Consider the following 17,318-nt stretch of genomic DNA (forward strand, 5'->3'; position numbering starts at 1 on the left):
GGGATCGATTGCATCGGCAGCCGCAGCGTCCCACGCGGCGTCCGCGCCGCACGTCGCAGACTCTTCTTCTGACGGAGGTGCGACCACGATAACGATCTCGCCCTTGATCTGCTCGCGAGCAGCCATCTCCTCATGCAATGCAGGAGTCGAGCAGCGCACGACCTCTTCGTGGAGCTTCGTGAGCTCGCGGCAGAGCGCCGCCTCGCGCGTGGGGAACACCTTGGCGATCGACTCAAGCGTGGCGACGACACGGTGCGGAGATTCGTAGAAGAGCAATGCTCCGGGAACCGTTGCGAGCTGGCGGAGCCGCCGCTCGCGCTCACCGGCTTTTCGCGGAAGAAACCCCTCAAAGAAGAAATGCTCACACGGAATGCCCGATGCCACGAGCGCCGTTGCGCAGGCGACGGGGCCGGGAACAACCTCAACCGGCACGCCTTCCGCACGTGCCGACTCAACGAGCACCTGTCCGGGGTCGGAGATGCCCGGCATGCCGGCATCGGAGGCGTAGGCGAGCACGTCGCCGTCGAGCATTCGCTCTACCAAACCGGGCGCACGCGAAGCGATGACGTTCTCGTCGCAGCGTATGATCGAGCGCTCCACGCCGAGGTGCGCAAGTAACTTCGAGGTGACACGTGTATCTTCGCAGCAGATCGCATCGGCACGGCGAAACGCCTCCGCCGCGCGCGGGCTCAGGTCCCCAAGATTTCCGATGGGGGTACCGACCACCAGCAGGCGGCCTTGGCGGGATTCTGCCCGACCCGTCATCGCAACCTCACGCATAGCCATCGCATCGTCCATCGGCTACTCGAGCATGGCGCGCTCGAGCGTTCCCAACGCGACGCGAGCATCCCACGCCGCGATGCGTTTCTCGGTCTTCCAGGTTTGGAAGAACCAGCCGCGCGCCTTCGTGAAGGATGCCATCTGGCTCGAGATGAAAACGCGTTCGAACGCCGAGCGCCCCTCGGGCGTAATCGAGGCATTCGTGAACACCGCCGCGCCGGACCATTCGCCCACAATCGCAGGGAATCCTGCGGAAGCGGCCTCGTCGATGAGACGGCGATTGCGCGCGATGGCAGACGAAAGCCCGCGCGGCGTGGTGATATCGAGCGCCATATCGTCGCGATAATGGTACAGGTGGATGTCCATGCAGACGTTCTTGTACTTGCTGCCGCTCATAAACCGCTTCCATGCAGCAGGATGGCCCGACGCCGAAAAGACGATCATCTTCGTCTCCGGCATATGCAGACGAACGATCTCGTAGGCATCGCGATAGAAATTGCGCAGATAATGGCTGGGAATGCCGTTCGAGGTGTGGAACAGCCCGGTACGAACGCTCATGATGGGCGAGTCCAGAAGCTCGATGCCCATAAGTTCGGAATGCATGCCGTACCGGGAGGCGAGCTGGTCGAGCGTCGAGAGCGCGATGTGCCTGCCATTCGTCGAGGAGTGCCAATCCGCAACGGACTCAGGCGTACTCTTCGAATTGTTTGAATCGCCCTGACCGCCGGGAACCGTTGCCAGGTCGAGCAACACTCGCATGCCGAACTTCCGCGCCCATTCGAAGGTGCGGTCGATGTAGTCGACGGCGGAGATGTAGACCTCGGATTCCCCTTGCGAGCCGAAGGCATGCCACGGCACGGGAAGGCGGACGGCATTGAAGCCGATCGCCGCCATACGCCGAAAATCGTCCTCGGTGATGAACGTTTCGTAGTGCTGGCGAATGCGTTCGTTGTATGCGACGGAGCCCATCACGGTCTGGAGCTCGGTCTCGTTCGTTGCCCCGGTCGCGGCAAACAGCGAAGGCGTCACCCATGGCTCGGGGATGAACCAACCCGAAAGATTGACGCCGTGGATCCTATCCATCATTCCCTCTCTCCCCACCAAGCTCACGCTTTTCATCGCCGCTCGGCGTTCGTTTGGCCTAAAAGTATACCGCCTCTTCTCTGCTTTGTTGGGTAATCGGAGATTTTGACTTGACGGACGCGAACAATTTGGTATAGTAATCGAGCTGTTGCTAGCAGCCCGGTCAGATAGCTCAGTTGGTAGAGCAGAGGACTGAAAATCCTCGTGTCGGGGGTTCGACTCCCTCTCTGACCACCATAGAAATCGTAGGTAGACGGCTTGTCATGGGTGAGCCGTCTACTTTTGTATTACGCCTCCACATCAAGCTTCTCGAATTCGAACCGGGACATCGACATTCACCCGTTTGAACGATTCTGTCGCTCGACAGCGTCAAAACCGAAGCGCCCTGCCATGTCCTCGCTAGAATCAAACCAAATATGCTTTTGAATCTGGGCATGGCCTCATAGCGCAATTCTCTCGATCACCGATGCCGCCTCGCGGCACGAGAGCACACGCCACGGGGCGACCTCGCGGCATACCGCGAGAACCTCACCCGTCCGAGACAGAAATGCCACATCGAGCGCCCGCCTCATGAAGCAGGTATGAATCGATCCACACCGCGGGAATCCCATGACGATTGTTGGGGAACACACATTCCGAACACCATATGAGCAAGGGATCATGCCGAGCAGCCTCGCCCAGGGGCGTTCTGCCACCACAAGATGCGCCGGCTCCCAACCGAGGCGAGTCATGGCGCGCCTGAACCCATATGGATCGAGCGCGCCCGTTGTCCGTTGATTCCCATATGCCAAACGGCCGCACATCCTACATCACCACCCCAGGGCGCCACGGGTCGACCGTCACTTCGCGAACATGCTCGAGTACGACAGGCGCGCCCATATCCACGCCGGCGAGCACGATATTTCCCGGCCAAGGAACATACTTCATAACGCAGCGGTATGTCCTCTGCCCTCCAACGAGCGAAAATATGGAACTAGCGCCCGAGCTCTCCTCTTCCGCGCATGTGACCTCAATCTCCACACCGTATGAACCCATCGCCTCCGAAAGCTCCGCCGCGACCGTACCCGCAACCGACCCTCCCTGCTCGTCAACGCCAACCGGGGAGACGGCGTGGGCGAGCACGATATCGGGCGCCACCCGATCGAACCGCGCCGTCGCGGAGAGAAACATCATGATGTTGTAGACGATGAGCGCCAGCACGATAAGCACCGGCGCCACCACCGCCATCTCGACGGTGGCCTGCGCGCGCGTCTCACGATGAAGGGGTTCCGCGCGTGACGGTTGCAGCCGATACACCTCATGGATAAACCTCGGCACGACCGCTCTTGTGCACCGTTCACGCCTCGCGCGCCCATTCATCCTGAACCCCCTCCGCCCACGACGCCCAGCACGTCCCGCACGCGAATCGTGAGCGGAATCGTAGTGCCACCCGGCAGCGGAATCTCCGCGATGGTGATGGTGGCATCGAGCATCTGCTCTTCGGTCTCGTAGCCGATTGCTTGCAAGACGTCCGCGGGATCGGTCGAGCCGATCGGTAGCGAGCGCAGCAGTTCCTGGGCGTTGGAGAGCGCCGGGACATCGGTTTGCGCGAGCACGTTGCTGCTATCCGTGAGCACGGGTTTGAGTGAGCTCAAATCAACCGGCTCGAATCCAAGCGCCCGGACGGCGCCGTCGACACGATCGCTCAACCATGTTGCCAAAGGCCCCATCCCGAACGACGTGAGGCCCCCGAGCAGATCGTCCATGAGCTCGGACAATCCCTCGCTCATGTCTCCATACGCGATGAGCACCTTGCCCCACAGGCCCATCACGTCATCGATGAGCCCCACCGCGCCAGCTCCATCCGTACGCGAGGACAGCGACGAGAAGAACGATGCGAGCACGTTGCTCTCGTCGGTCGCGGCATCCGGCGCGAGCGCGGCAGCGGAAATTGCTCCCCGCACCCCGCTGTCTGGCCGGGCGGCAAAGGTCGTCGAAAGCTCCCCGGGGACTTGCGCCTCGCTCGATACCACCACCGCAACCGCACCGTACCTCCCGGGCGGCGCGATGCGCGGACGGCGAGCCGCGAGCGCATCGAGCGCGGCGTCGAATGCGTCGCCTGCATCTTCGGAAGCACCGCGCGCCCTCTGCTCGAGCTCAATCTCGTGTTCCCGACACGCCTCGTATTCGTCGAGCGCCAACGTGAATTCGCGAAGATGGTATTCGTAGCCGTTATCGATGGATGTTGAGGCTGCGGGAACCTTCCCTACGTCCCCGATACTGAATTTGCACACTGAGCACTCTCGCGTGCGCCCCGCATCGATATCCTCCAGCGCAGCCATGCCGCCGGAGGCTCCTTGGGCTCCGGGGCACTCCATGCCATAGTGGAGCGTTCTGCCGGCATCCTCTTGCGTCGTAGGCCATAAAGCATCGGTGTATAGCGCCGTCGTGCGCGCCTCGCTCGTGTTCCTCGGAAGCAGCGGAACAGAGACCGTCACGCCGGTATCTGTTTCAATCACCGCGGCAGAGGCGAACTCTTCTGCGGCAAATGCGTAAAATGCCCTGCGTGCAGCGGAATCCGCTGCCGCCTCGACACTGGATCCCTCTGGCACATCGTTTTCCACACGCCATCGGTAATATGCGCGCGTGCGATCGAGCGCCACATTGGGATCCCACGTGAGGCTCGATGCATAATCTGGATTCTGCGCAGCGGAAAGACCCGAGAGTCGCGCGGCACGCTCCTGCATATTCCGTCCTTCTCTCCCGCAGTCGGCAAGCCATGCAGCCTCCTTCGCCTGCGCGGTCTTCTCTTGCGCTTCGACGAGCTCGTCTGCCGCAGCGTCTAGCTCGCCCGCCGTGTCCTCGATCTCACTGGTAGAGACCTCATCACCCTCGAGTGCGGGAAACTCGGACGCGGATGTGCGCGGCACGGCGAGGGCGGTTCCTGTATACGACACCGCATCCCCCGATTGCGCCGCACAGGTACGTGTGCCATTCGCCGCTATGAGAAACGGCAAGGCAGATTCCAACGTCTTGAGCCCGCGCGATGCAGAGACGGCAAGGCTGTTCCGTGCGTTGAGCATCCTAATCCCCGCGTCGATCGTTTGCCCGGCAAATGCGTTCACGCCGGGTATGAGCAGCCCCACGAGCCCTACGCCGGTAACGCAGAGTCCGGCAAGCCCCATGCTGAGCACTGCGGCATCGAGCACCGTAGCCGTCGTGTGATACGAAGAGACGACGTTCACGCCGGCAAGCGCCGTCGCATCTGCCGCAACCTGCACATCGCCCGAACGTGACATGCTCCAGATGCCGCTCGCGACGGCGAATAGAAGCGAAAGCGTCACAAGGATCGAAACAGCTGCCGCAAGGTTCGTATACGCACCATCCTCGATAAAGAGCTCAATTCCACCGGCGAACCCATGTCTCATAGCTCCCTTCGAGCCAGCTCGGCCTTCCCGCATAGCTCACCTCCACGCGCATCTCGACGTCACCCTGCCCATTCGTCGCCCCCAACACCCCGGCAAACGCGCCGAGTACCGGAAGCGGCGTCACCGCACCCGTAATCGCAACCGTCACCGTCCCCTCCTCGTCTTCGGCGCGTACGAGCTCGATATCCCATGCGAGCGAGCCGCCCGCGTGAAAGATCGAGAGGTCGGGAACGGCGGCGAGCCTGCGAAGGGCGAACGCTTCGCAGGATTCCATCGCCTCGTCGTCCGTCGTGACCATAAGTCGTGCCGTCTCACTCGCCGCCGTCTCCATGACCGAACGCGTATACAGCATGCAGAGTGGTTGCAGCGCCAACAACAGCAACGTAAGAAACGTCGGAAGGAGCAGGGCAGCCTCGACCGTCGCCTGCGCCGTGTCTTCGCGAATGCCCATCGGTTCCACTCCCTGTTCGTCTCTCGTGCTAGTACAGTGCGATATCGAGCAGACCCATTCCGTCGAGCACGTGCGAACAGGCATCTTCGACCAGTCGCGCCAGCACGCCCGTCTCACCCGCGCGCCACAGCAACGCGAGCGCGGCGACGACCGCCATGAGCGCTGCAACGGTCAGGGCGTACTCGAGCGTTGCTTGCGCGCGATCATCGAAAGCCGCTTCCCGCATCCTTGCAAGGCGACGCCCACAGCGGCACATCATATCCTCCGTCCAGCTGTCATGCAGGCGCATACTGCCTCCTATTCACTCGACCGAGCGCTGCTCGATATCCGCGTCACCCGGGCGGTTGATGCTTCATTGCCCTCCTCCGCCACCACCGTAACGATATCCACCCACCCGCACTCGTCGAGCACGATGGCACCCCATGCGTTTCCCTTGAGATCGAGGTATCCGCTCGTCATGAGCTGAGCGCCGGAAACTCCCTGGTACACTCGAAGCACATCGGCGGCGAGCTCGTTGATGGGCTGCGCAGAAGTCCATACACACGACGCTTCGCCGTCCGCTTGCGTCGATGCGTCACGGTCGAGCTCAGCCAGAAACGAGCCCGTATCGATCACACCTTCTTCCACCGGCACAGTGCCCTCGTCCCCCCGCGAATCCCACTCCGAGTTTTCGGACTCTTCACCAGGTGCGCGATCGCCCCGAACAGCGCTTGACCCCGTTTGTTGAGCAAGAGTGGATTCCGACGTTGTTTTGGAAGGCAACGCGGCTCCCAGCCAAAGTGCGCAGGCTGTGCAGATCAGGCAGAGCGCCGGCGCCAGCCAACGCAGCCGCAGCGCCTTGCGCGGCCCCGCCATGCGCGAACGTCGATCCGCGTCCTTTCTTTGCATCAGCGCATGCCTTGCTACAGGCTGTTGATACCGTTGGCGATGGCATCCCAGAGCTCCGTCACCTTACCGCGAAACGCCACGATGGCCAGGATTGCGATGACGACGAGCACTCCCACAAGGATTGCGTATTCCGTCGTGCCCTGACCGGATTCCTCGACAGCAAGGCTGCGCACCTTGCGAAAAGCATCGAACGATGCAACGGGCGCCTTCGAGATGAACCCTTCGAGAATCTGCTTTCCCATAACAACCTCCTTACAACATGCCACTCGCAGCGAGCAGCGGCCCTACGATTGAAAGCAAGAGCGCCGGCAATATGAGCGTTCCGGTAGGTATGAGCAGCTTGACCGGCGCCCGTTCGATATCCCGTTCTATCTGCGCGCGATGCGCGGAACGAATCTCCCGACTTTGCGCAGCCAGCGTTTCGGAAAGCGGCGAGCCAAGCTTCAACGCTTGATCGACCGCAATGCCAAACGATTCCAGCGAGCGCTCCCCGACGTCGCGCGCTGCGCGTTCGAGTTCCTCCCCGCGCGCAGCTATCCCCATCTGCCAGGACAACCTTGCCCGCATCATGCGGTCCGGCAGTACGCCGGTTCGATGCGTGCAGTACAGCTCGAGTGCAGCATCGAATGAAAGCCCTGCAGAGAGCCCGAGGCGCACCACATCGACCATCTCGGCGATATCCCCCAGAGCGACCTCTTCGCGACTCCCGACTGCGAAGCGCCCGGCGAGCAAACGAATCGCAGTGAGCATCTGCGATCCTTCTCGTTTCGCCTCGTCAACACCGCGCGCGATCAGCCCCCGAAGCCACGCCTTGTCCTCTCCCCTCCAGCTTGTCATCATCCAGACTGCAGCCATCACGGCCGCACCGATAGGCAGCGCATCCACAGCCATCACCCCACATCGATCCTCATGATCCTTCGGATGATCATCCATGCGCAGAAATCCAATGCGAACGCGACCGCAGCGCTTCCCGCCCCAACGGGCATGGCGATACCGCGACGAAAATCTGCGGAAACAACTGCCAGCGCACATGCCATAGCAACAGGCATCCATGCGACAAGGCGCGCGGACATCCTCGCTTGCGACGTCTTGACCTCGAGCTGGCGCGCAAGTGCGATGCGCTCGTTGGCCATATCGGCGGCTTCAGCAAGGAGCTCGCGAAGCGGGGCGCCCGTGCGCTGCGAGATCTTGAGCGCGAGTGACACCAAGCCAAGACCGGGCGCGGGAAGCCGAATGAGCAGATCGTCGAGGGCTTCGGACGCAGGAATACCGCATTCGATGGCACAAGCGACGCGCAGGAACTCGCCCCGCACGGGTTCTTCGGCATGGCTGCCCACGAAACGCATCCCCTGCGCAAGCGTATGCCCGGAACCAAGCGCGATGGAAAGCGCTGCGAATGCCTCCGGCATCGCCGATGCGACACGGCGGCGTTCTTCGTGCGTACGGCGCGCCGCGCGAAGGCGCAGATATCCGATGACCGCCGCAGCGCCCGCTGCAACCCCCAGAACCGAACCTACCGCAATCGACCCTGTGATCCCGCCGATCAACACCGCAAAGATAAGCGCACCCACCTCAAAATCACGCGCAGAAACGCGCGGTGCCGAAACGCCGTCGAACGATGCTGTACCGAGCAGAACCTCGATGACCCGGGCGAGCAGTTGCGTTCGGCGAAGCTCGTCCCGACAAGTCCTCACCGCTGCGGCATCGCGCACCATGACAGGCACCGACGCACCCGCTCGGCAAAGTAGGACAACGATGGCTCCCCGCACACCGCTCATTCGGACCCCGCCCTTGAGCTCGCCTCCCATCCAGGCATCTTCCCCATTTCGGGAAAAGCAGCCTGTTAGGGCGAAAACGCCTCCTGCGGCAGCTCCCGCGATCATCATGGGCACATAGTCCGCCATGTATCCACCTCCTCCTGCAAAAGCCTCCCTGCACGCAGCGCTTCTTCGATGAACGGCGGCTCGCGCACCAGCTCCCACGCAGCCTCCGAGCTATCGAACGAGACGTAGCGCTCGAGCTCAACGCCGCCGCGCTCACCGCGTCGAACCCCCGAATACGAAGACACGAAGCGCTTGCCATCTGCCCTGCGCTCGGACATGACGATGCCGTCGAGCGCCATCGCAACCTGTTCCTCGATAAGCTCCGAGGGAAGGTTGATGCCGTAGCGCGCAAGCAGCACGAGGCGTACGATCGCCTCTTCCTCGGTTCCCGCATGAAGCGTGGTAAGCGACCCATCGTGACCGGTATTCATCGCCTGGAGCATATCGATGCATTCGGCACCGCGCACCTCGCCCACAACGATGCGGTCCGGCCGCATGCGAAGCGCGTTCGTCACCAGATCGCGAATGCTCACCTCCCCCTCTCCCTCGATTGAAGCCGCACGCGCTTCAAGCCGAACCACGTGTGGGTGCCGAGCGAACTTGAGTTCCGCGGAATCCTCGATCGTCACGATGCGCTCACCTACCGGAATCTCGCACGACAGCGCGTTGAGCAGCGTCGTCTTGCCCGACCCTGTCCCACCGGCGACGGCAAGATCCTGCCGCAAGACGACGGCATACGAGAGTAGCCGCGCATACCAATCGGGCAACGACCCAAGGCCGACTAGCTCCGTAAGCGAGCTGATCCGATTGGAGAACTTCCTGATCGTGAGCGCCGTGCCGTCGATTGCCACCGGCGGCACCACTGCGTTCACGCGGTAACCGCTTTGCAAGCGCGCGTTCACGATGGGGCTCCGCTCGTCCACGCGGCGACCCAGCGGCGACAGAATCCGATCGACGAGGATCCTGATCTGCTCGTCATCGTCGAAGAGCGGGCCCAGTGGATGTAGCGTGCCCTTCCGCTCGATATACGTGGAGGTGCAGCCGTTCACCATAATCTCGCTCACCGCTTCGTCCTCGATGAGTTCCTGCAAGGGACCCAAGCCAACCACGTCGTCGAGCGCTTCGGCAACGATGCGTTCGCGCTCTTCATCCTCCATGTCCTCGTGTCCCTGTGCGTTGAGGACAGCCTCGATCGCCGGCCTCAACTCGGCACGGGCGCGTTTCGTGTCCGGCTCCGCAGCGAGGTGCGCAACCTCGGCAAACCCCACCCGCTCCAGGGCGGCGCGCTTCACCGATCGAAGAGTCTCTCTATGCTCTGCAGAGCGTGCGCCGGATCCACGTGTCACGCGACCGCTTTTTCGCACACGCCTCGCGCGCTCGAGGACACTCATGCCGCTTCACCAACGTTCTTCCAAGGAAGATGCAAGCGAGGGCGCACAGGCGTCTCGCCATGCGCGTCTTCTCGACCGGGTTCCTCCGAAACGGGACACCCCAGCTCGCGCAAGAGCTGCGAAGTCAACCTTCGGATGCTCTGGCCGAACGGCGTCTGTGCACGCGCCGCTTCATCCATGCGACCGATTTCTGCGAGTGCGGAGAGGTTGCTTCCGCCATCGGCAACGCGCGCCTTGGAGCTTAGAGCGACCTTCATCTCGATGCGTAACGCGGTATCTCCGGGGCATCCGCGCTGGCCGACGCGGTTCACCACGCAGGTCATGCGCGTACGCGGAATCCCGAACCTCCCTATCATCGCGATGAGCCGTTGCATGGACTCTGCGCTGCCCACGGCGCCATCGCCCACCACAAGGCAACGATCGCACGAGGAGACCATCGCCGCTACAGCGTCCGTCCACGTGGTGGAGGTATCGACGATCACCACATCCGCCTCGGCACGCAGCACGCCGAGCAAGAGCTCAAGCGGCTTGCCCAAAAGCTCGGCGCGCTCCGGTACACCGAGAGGTCCCCACAGTGTCAATCCCGGCGCAACGCGCATCGATGCCCTCACGATGTCCGCCTCAGAAAGCTCACCCGGCACCGAAGGCTCGAGAATGGAGCCTATATCGCGCGGTTCCTCCACACCGAGCATCGTGTAGGCGTTTCCGAACATAAGATCAAGATCGAGCAGAGCGGTTCGCAATCCCGAACGAGCCGCGAAGCATGCCATCGCCGTCGCAATCGTCGTTTTGCCCGAACCCCCGCGGCCAGAGGCGACGCATATCACGGGAGCCCGTCTTCCTTTGCTCATCTCCACATGCTGCGTTGCAGCTCGTGCCGCGAGCGGCGGCTCCGGTTCCGGCTCGTCGAGATCTTCCGCTTCCACGATCTCCAACCCCTCGGCTCGCATGGGTGCCACCTGAGCCGAGGCATCCCCCGTACACGCGTTACGATCACTATGCACGGCCGTTACCCGCTGCTCGCCCGAACTGTGCAGAAGCGCGCTCGCCATCCGAAGATCGCTGGTGTCTTCGGGTGAAGGCCCCGGTGCCGATGGCATCGTCTCACGCTCGCCCTGCTGCGACGCCACAGCTCCCCGGCACACTCGCACCTCCTCGAGGGGAATCACCTCGACGGCGCCCGCATAGAAGAGCGGCGCGATACGCGCGGGATCAATGTCCTCGACAAGCACGACCACGCGTCCCGCCCCTTCAACCCGCGCCATGCGCTCGACAAGGGTTGCATGCGCCTCGATGCCCAAACCCCGTGCAAGCACCATCGTGCCCGACACCTTACCCGCAAATGACATCGCAAGTCGTTCAAGAAGCGTTAGGTCATCTATGCGCAGCACACATGCCCCGCGCTCTCGCTGTTCGATCTCCCGTTGAACGACGGCGTAGTCATCGCTCGAGCAATAGGCAAACCATAGCTGTCTCATTCTGCATCTCCTCCAGATTCTGCTTCCGTGTCTGTGGCGTCACCGCTATCGGCGGCATCCTCACCGGGCGCTGAGCTCGCGTTTCCGGCAGGCTTTGTCTCCTGCGTCGCAGCTTCGCCATCGCTTGCAACGCCAGTGACCACCTCTGACCGTTCCGTTTCACGCGCTTCGTCCGCATCAGACGAAGCTTCTTCGTCCAAACCTTCGACATTAGACCCTGGAACGACCAGGCTTACCGACCCTTTCGCCGTGGCTGCCAGGAGTTCCGAGACACGATCGGGCGCGACCGCGACCGTCACCCAGCTCAAATCGGCCGATGTTCCACCGGTTTCGTCCACACTCGTCGCGATAACCTGAGCACGGCAGACGCGATCGGCGATACCGGTTCCCGCCAGGTACACGTCGACCGTGTCTCCGCATGCGAGCGTGCCACCCACTGCATGCGCGGAATCCACCGGCACCGAGACGGCGACCATCCCCTCGGGAACTTCGAGCGTGCCGCCACGTTCCTGGAAGTACGCCGGGCAGAGCACGGCTCGCGCGGGTATGTTCGATGTTGCTCGCTTGCCAACGACCTCGTCTATCGACGTTGCGGAATCGGCGGGCAAAAGCCCCGCAACCCACTCCGTAAGCTCGATATCTCCCTCATCGATCAGCTCGCCTGCATCGACATCGCGCGTCGCGACGCAGACGCTCACCACGTCGCCCCCGTACGCGGCAAGAAGCTCTTGCCGCTCGCGCGCCGCCTCCGCCCGAATAGACGCGCCATACCACGATGCCAGGGCAAACGCCAAGATGCCCGAAGCAACGCTTATCGCTAGCCGAACTCCGCGCTTCATCTCGCACTCCCCGTCTCGTGGCCTGCGTGTTCGATTCAATTGTGAAAAGGACGGCGCAAAGGCCGGCTGGAAATATAAGAAAGTCCCTCGTGACCTTGCAGAACCCTTGTCGCAATCTGTTCCGCCGTGTCAGATGCGCGCAAGGTTCACCAGGATATGCAGCAAGGTATTTTGAAGCGCTTCACACAACACCCAGCAGGGAGAAGAAGCGGCCAATTCAGGTTTTAGACAGGTTTATGCGCTCGCGGGACACCATGCCACGAGCATCTAGCCCATCCAGCTGCAGCAAGAAGTCGTTCGCCCGTCGCGAACCCCGCGAGCCCGCTACAGATGGATATCCGGATCGAGGCTCTGGGCGCTCACGCGCATCTCTTCGGCCAGACCCTGGAACACCTCGAGCCGGAGCTCGTCAATCTCGCCCGACGCGACCGCCGCACGCACCATGCACCCGGGTTCGTGCGTATGCGTGCAATCGTTGAATCGACATCCGTGCGACGCCTCAACAACCTCGGGAAACATCCGTGCGAGCCCGCGCTCGTGCCCTACGAGCGGTAGGCTGCGCAGCCCTGGAGCATCCGCGATCACGCCGCACGAACCGGGGAGTTTTACCATCACGCGCGCCACCGTGGTATGACGGCCGGCATCGTCGCGTTCGCGCACTGCACCCGTTTCCAGCGCCTCGTGTCCCAACAGAGCGTTCAGCATGGTCGACTTGCCCGCGCCCGATTCTCCAAGGATCATCGCGCAGGTCTGAGATGGCACGCAGGCTCGAACCTCATCAAGACCCTCGCCCGTAGCAGACGAGGACACGATCACGCGGACATTCTCGCCCACCAGACGCCTCACACGCCCAAGCTCTCGATCGAGCTCGTCGGAGGTGCAGCGATCCGCTTTGGTGAGCACCACGACGGCACGTGCTCCGCAATCCGCCGCGAGCACGAGCGAACGGGCGATGCGCCCCAGAAGCACCTCGCCAGCGCCGAGCGGCTGCACCACAAGAATCGTATCGACATTCGCACAGAGCACCTGGCGCTCGCCACGGTTCTTGCCGCGCCAGCGCTCGAAGACCGTCCGTCGAGGCAGCACGCACTCGATCACGCCCATGTCGTGCCCGGGCGCACGGCGCAGCGCCACCCAATCGCCCACGGCAGGCAGCAGCGCTGCCTCATCTTTACGTTGTTTGGCAAAGCCGACCGCATGCTCGGCACGAAGCGCTTCGTTCTCGATCGCCACCAAAGGGAACCCTCGGTCGAGCCGAACGACGCAACCTACCTGCATCTGCTCGGCATCCTCGGCTTCCGCGCAAAAAGCGTCAAAGGACGCGCGCTGAGCATCGTCGAGCCGAAGGTCTTGAAATGCCGGGACATCGTGCAGGGCATCGATCTTGGGAAGTGCGGCGATGACACCGTTTTCGTCTATTGTCGCAGCACGACGCTTCCCCGTGCGCCGCGCCTTGCCCTGCGGCCGTTTTGCCATGTGAATGCCTTAGCCGACCACGAGCGGAACGCCGCAGTCCGCGCAGAAATTCATATCATCATCCCAGATCTTTCCGCACTGCGGGCAGCGCTTGTGCACCTCTGCCGGCTCGACCGGGAAGAGTTCCGCGACCGGATGCGCGCAACCAGGGCAAAAGTTGAAGTGGGACTCGATAACAGCGCCGCATACAGGGCAGATGCGAGCCTGTTGCTCGGGCTCGGGAGCATCGACCGCAGGCTCTTCCGCAAGCGGCTGCTCCAGCCACCTCGCGCGCACGGGCTTCTTCGATCTGAGCTCGCACCTCAGCAAGCTTCGCCTCGTACTCCGCAGCCGCCTGATGCTTTGCCTCGACCTCCGCCTCAAGCTGCGTAACCGCCGCCCGTGCCTGCTCGATCGTAGCCTGCGCCTGCTCGATCACCGCCTTGTTCTGCTCGATCTGGCTCTTCACCTCGGCGATGTCGGCATTCACCGCCGCCAACGCCCCCTCGATCTCGCCCGTCTGCTGCTCGAGAGCCTGAATATCCTCCATTGGCAACCCGCCTCCCATGCGCGGGCGCGACGATCAAATTCCGCGCCCTATCAAGCGAACCATTGCGCCTATTGTCTCACGAAGCGCTCCCGCTTGAACGCATGAACGACAATTTGGATACAGACGGGCACGCCGCATCATTCTCGCAACAGCTAGATGCCCCAAACATCCCACATGCCCCACGCACTCTATATACTGTCCTACCACCGCTGGCCATCATGCGTGCGGACAAGAGGATACGCGCCGACGCGAGCGCGTTAACAGAAGACCCTCCCGGATCTCCCCCTGAGCGATTCCGCAGGCGCGAAGCGCCGAGGACAAGCGAAGGGGAAATCCGGGAGGGTCGACAGGACGATATCAAGCGGCGAGGCTTACTTCTCCTTCTCCACCGCACGCATGATGGCCTTGTAGATTTCCACGAGCGGGATGATCAGGAAGCCGAGCGCAAGCGCCGTGACCATGCCCTTGGGCTCGAGATGCTCCACACCGAAGAAGATCATCGAGAGCGCGTCGACCTCGACCACAATAAGCGTGAGAACGAGTGCGAGGAACGCGGCGCCCCACAGCCACTTGTTCTGCTTCTTCATGTGGAAAATCGAAGCACGACGGCTGCGCATGTTGAAGCAGTGGAAGATCTCGACCATGTTCAAGGTGATGAACGCCATCATGACGCCCTCTTCGTCGGCCATGGAGGTGGCCAGCTTGGAAAGGTCGATGACGCCCAGGTCGAAGTACACGCCGCAGAAGAAGCTGGCGAGCACGAGCACGGTGATGATGAGGCCCTGGACCACGGTATCGAGACCCATGTTGCCCGCGAACACGCCGTCGGTGGCATTGCGCGGCTTGCGCTTCATCACGTCGCCCTCGGCCTCCTCCATGCCGAGCGCGAGCGCGGGGAAGCAGTCGGTCACGAGGTTCACCCACAAAAGCTGGATGGGCTGGAACAGCGTGAAGCCCATGAGCGTAGCCGCGAACACGCTGAATACCTCGGCCAGGTTCGCGGACAGCAGGAACTGGATGACCTTACGGATGTTGTCGTAGATGCGACGACCCTCTTCGCACGCATTGATAATCGTGGCGAAGTTGTCGTCGGCAAGCACCATGTCGGCAACGTTCTTGGTGACGTCGGTGCCGGTGATACCCATGCCGATGCCGATGTTCGCGTGCTTGATGGAGGGAGCATCGTTCACACCGTCGCCCGTCATGGCAACGATCTTGTTCTTGGACTTCCAAGCCTCGACGATGCGGGTCTTGTGCTCGGGCTGAACGCGAGCGTACACGCCGTACTTCTCGATGTTCTGATCGAGCTCTTCCTCAGACATCTTGTCGATCTCGGCACCGGTGATGGCCTGGCTGCGATCCTCGACGATACCGAGGTTCTTGGCGATGGCCACGGCGGTGTCGATGTGGTCGCCCGTGATCATGACGGTGCGGATGCCAGCGCCGTGGGCCTCCTCGATAGCGGGGGCAACCTCGGGACGCTCGGGGTCAATCATGCCGGAGAGACCGCAGAACACGAGGTTGTTCTCGAGCGCTTCGGCAGCGAAGTCCGCAGGCTTCTCGGTGTAGGTGCGGCTGGCGAGCGCAAGCACGCGCAGCGCCTGGTCGGCCATGGCCTTGTTAGCAGCCAGAATCTGCTCGCGGCGCTCGTCGGTCATGGGAACGATCTTGTCGCCGTCATACACCTGCGTGCAGAGCCCCACGACCACATCGGGCGCGCCCTTGGTGTACTGCTCGAAGTTGCCATCGGCTTCCTCGACCACGACGGACATCATCTTGCGGCCGGAGTCGAACGGAGCCTCGCCCACGCGCGGGTGCTCCTCGTCCAGTCCCTTCATGCCCATCTTGGCGGCGTCGTTCACGAGCGCGCACTCGGTGGGCTCGCCCACGGCCTCACCGGCCTCTTCGTCCCACTTGGCATCGGAGCACAGCGCCATGCCCGCGAGCAGCTTCTCCTCGGGAGCGGCAAGCTCGTGGTTCACGACCGTCATCTTGTTCTGGGTGAGGGTACCCGTCTTATCCGAGCAAATGACCTGGGTGCAGCCAAGGGTCTCGACCGCACTGAGGTTGCGGATGATCGCCTGGCGCTTGGCCATCTTGGTCACGCCGATGGAGAGCACGATGGTCACCACGGCAACGAGGCCCTCGGGGATGGCCGCAACGGCGAGCGACACGGCAACCATGAAGGTGTCGAGCAGCATGTGCGGCTCGGCGGTGACGGTGCCGATGCCGGCGCGCAGCACGTCGACGGCGAAGACGACCACGCAGATGACAATCACCAGGACGGTGAGGATCTTGGAAAGCTCGGCGAGCTTCACCTGAAGCGGTGTAAGCTCTTCCTTGGCGTCGTTGAGCGCGCCAGCGATCTTACCCATCTCGGTATTCATGCCGGTCCCGCACACCACGGCGCGGCCGCGGCCGTACACCACGGTGGAACCCATGTAGCACATGTTCTTACGGTCGCCGAGCGGAACGTCGTCGGCACCGTCGAGCGCGATCAGGTCGGTGTGTTTCTCTACCGGGACGGACTCGCCGGTAAGGGCGGCCTCCTCGATCTTCATGGAAGCGCTCTCGAGCACGCGGCAGTCGGCGGGAACCGCGTCGAGCAGCACGATGTCGCCGGGCACGAGCTCGCTGGAGTGCAGCGAGATCTGCTTGCCGTCGCGGATGACCTTGGACTGGGCGGCGCTCATCTCCTGAAGAGCAGCGAGCGCCTCTTCGCTCTTGGCCTCCTGGATCACACCGAGGGCGGAGTTGATGATAACGACCGCCATGATGATGACGACGTCGGCCCACTCGGACTCGCCCTGGATCATGCCGGTCACGGCGGAGATGACGGCCGCGACGATGAGCATGATGACCATGGGGTCGGCCATCTGCTGGAAGAAGCGAATCCACAGCGGGGTCTTCTCTTCCTCCTTGAGCTTGTTGGGGCCGAACTTCGCCGCGCGCGTCTGCGCCTCGGCAGAGGTTAGGCCGGTTTCCGCGTTCGTGGACTGCTCGGAGAGCACGTCCTCAGCGGAGGCAAGGTATTCCTTCAAATGTATCCCTCCCGATACATAGGAACGACGGGTGTCGAAGCACCCCGATACGACCATGGCTCCCGATCATAATTCCAGGAAGGCAAGGGCTTGCCACGTAAACTTACATATTAGCTGAAATTTGCACTTATC

General features: G+C 62.4%; 16 protein-coding genes and 1 tRNA gene. 1 reads left to right on the top strand and 16 read right to left on the bottom strand.

Annotated features, from left to right (window positions below; all coding sequences use genetic code 11):
• Both rsmI and QZ079_RS00730 read right to left on the bottom strand, forming a co-directional pair.
• A partial coding sequence (gene rsmI, locus QZ079_RS00725; RefSeq protein WP_297033771.1) for a 16S rRNA (cytidine(1402)-2'-O)-methyltransferase occupies positions 1-786 on the bottom strand: 786 nt, incomplete at its 3' end.
• A gap of 15 nt (positions 787-801) precedes the next feature.
• Complete coding sequence (locus QZ079_RS00730) at positions 802-1,866, bottom strand: glycoside hydrolase family 5 protein (protein ID WP_291288520.1); 1,065 nt, start codon at positions 1,864-1,866, stop codon at positions 802-804.
• A 158-nt stretch (positions 1,867-2,024) separates the two neighbouring features.
• Between QZ079_RS00730 and QZ079_RS00735 the strand changes: the two genes are divergently transcribed.
• Positions 2,025-2,100 (top strand) — tRNA-Phe (locus tag QZ079_RS00735).
• A gap of 567 nt (positions 2,101-2,667) precedes the next feature.
• Here QZ079_RS00735 and QZ079_RS00745 read toward each other — a convergent pair.
• From QZ079_RS00745 to QZ079_RS00810, 14 genes are all read right to left on the bottom strand, one after another.
• A complete protein-coding gene (locus QZ079_RS00745; protein WP_366512001.1) occupies positions 2,668-3,180 on the bottom strand; it encodes a hypothetical protein in 513 nt (170 codons plus the stop codon).
• Positions 3,181-3,218: 38 nt separating this feature from the next.
• Positions 3,219-5,270: a hypothetical protein gene (locus tag QZ079_RS00750; protein ID WP_297033777.1), complete on the bottom strand. Its 2,052-nt coding sequence runs from the start codon at positions 5,268-5,270 to the stop codon at positions 3,219-3,221.
• Entirely contained in the window at positions 5,242-5,721 is a 480-nt protein-coding gene (locus QZ079_RS00755; RefSeq protein WP_291290011.1) for a TadE/TadG family type IV pilus assembly protein, read from the bottom strand. The genes QZ079_RS00750 and QZ079_RS00755 overlap by 29 nt, the downstream gene beginning before the upstream one ends.
• 28 nt (positions 5,722-5,749) lie before the next feature.
• Entirely contained in the window at positions 5,750-6,010 is a 261-nt protein-coding gene (locus QZ079_RS00760; RefSeq protein ID WP_291288524.1) for a hypothetical protein, read from the bottom strand.
• A gap of 8 nt (positions 6,011-6,018) precedes the next feature.
• A complete protein-coding gene (locus QZ079_RS00765; RefSeq protein WP_291288525.1) occupies positions 6,019-6,354 on the bottom strand; it encodes a hypothetical protein in 336 nt (111 codons plus the stop codon).
• Between the two features lie 269 nt (positions 6,355-6,623).
• Positions 6,624-6,851 (bottom strand): Flp family type IVb pilin, encoded by a 228-nt coding sequence (locus QZ079_RS00770; RefSeq protein ID WP_291290013.1) that lies wholly within the window; start codon positions 6,849-6,851, stop codon positions 6,624-6,626.
• Positions 6,852-6,861: 10 nt separating this feature from the next.
• A complete protein-coding gene (locus QZ079_RS00775; RefSeq protein WP_297033785.1) occupies positions 6,862-7,359 on the bottom strand; it encodes a type II secretion system F family protein in 498 nt (165 codons plus the stop codon).
• Positions 7,360-7,499: 140 nt separating this feature from the next.
• A complete protein-coding gene (locus QZ079_RS00780; protein WP_297033789.1) occupies positions 7,500-8,513 on the bottom strand; it encodes a type II secretion system F family protein in 1,014 nt (337 codons plus the stop codon).
• Positions 8,492-9,823 carry a CpaF family protein gene (locus tag QZ079_RS00785; RefSeq protein ID WP_297033791.1) on the bottom strand — a complete coding sequence of 444 codons (1,332 nt, stop codon included), beginning with the start codon at positions 9,821-9,823 and terminating at the stop codon, positions 8,492-8,494. The genes QZ079_RS00780 and QZ079_RS00785 overlap by 22 nt, the downstream gene beginning before the upstream one ends.
• Entirely contained in the window at positions 9,820-11,301 is a 1,482-nt protein-coding gene (locus QZ079_RS00790) for a P-loop NTPase (RefSeq protein ID WP_297033794.1), read from the bottom strand. The genes QZ079_RS00785 and QZ079_RS00790 overlap by 4 nt, the downstream gene beginning before the upstream one ends.
• Positions 11,298-12,140: a Flp pilus assembly protein CpaB gene (gene cpaB / locus QZ079_RS00795; protein WP_297033796.1), complete on the bottom strand. Its 843-nt coding sequence runs from the start codon at positions 12,138-12,140 to the stop codon at positions 11,298-11,300. Before cpaB ends, QZ079_RS00790 begins: the two co-directional genes overlap by 4 nt.
• A 324-nt stretch (positions 12,141-12,464) precedes the next feature.
• Positions 12,465-13,616, bottom strand: a complete 1,152-nt coding sequence (gene rsgA / locus QZ079_RS00800) for a ribosome small subunit-dependent GTPase A (RefSeq protein ID WP_297033797.1) — start codon at positions 13,614-13,616, stop codon at positions 12,465-12,467.
• A gap of 9 nt (positions 13,617-13,625) precedes the next feature.
• Positions 13,626-13,892, bottom strand: coding sequence for a zinc ribbon domain-containing protein (locus QZ079_RS09450; RefSeq protein ID WP_366926421.1), 267 nt, complete (start codon positions 13,890-13,892; stop codon positions 13,626-13,628).
• A gap of 624 nt (positions 13,893-14,516) precedes the next feature.
• The gene (locus tag QZ079_RS00810) at positions 14,517-17,186 is read right to left on the bottom strand and encodes a cation-translocating P-type ATPase (RefSeq protein WP_297033802.1); all 2,670 of its coding nucleotides are present in this window, start codon (positions 17,184-17,186) and stop codon (positions 14,517-14,519) included.
• Between the last annotated feature and the right edge of the window lie 132 nt (positions 17,187-17,318).

The sequence above is a fragment of the uncultured Enorma sp. genome (assembly GCA_905210055.1).
Classification (GTDB): Bacteria; Actinomycetota; Coriobacteriia; order Coriobacteriales; family Coriobacteriaceae; genus Enorma.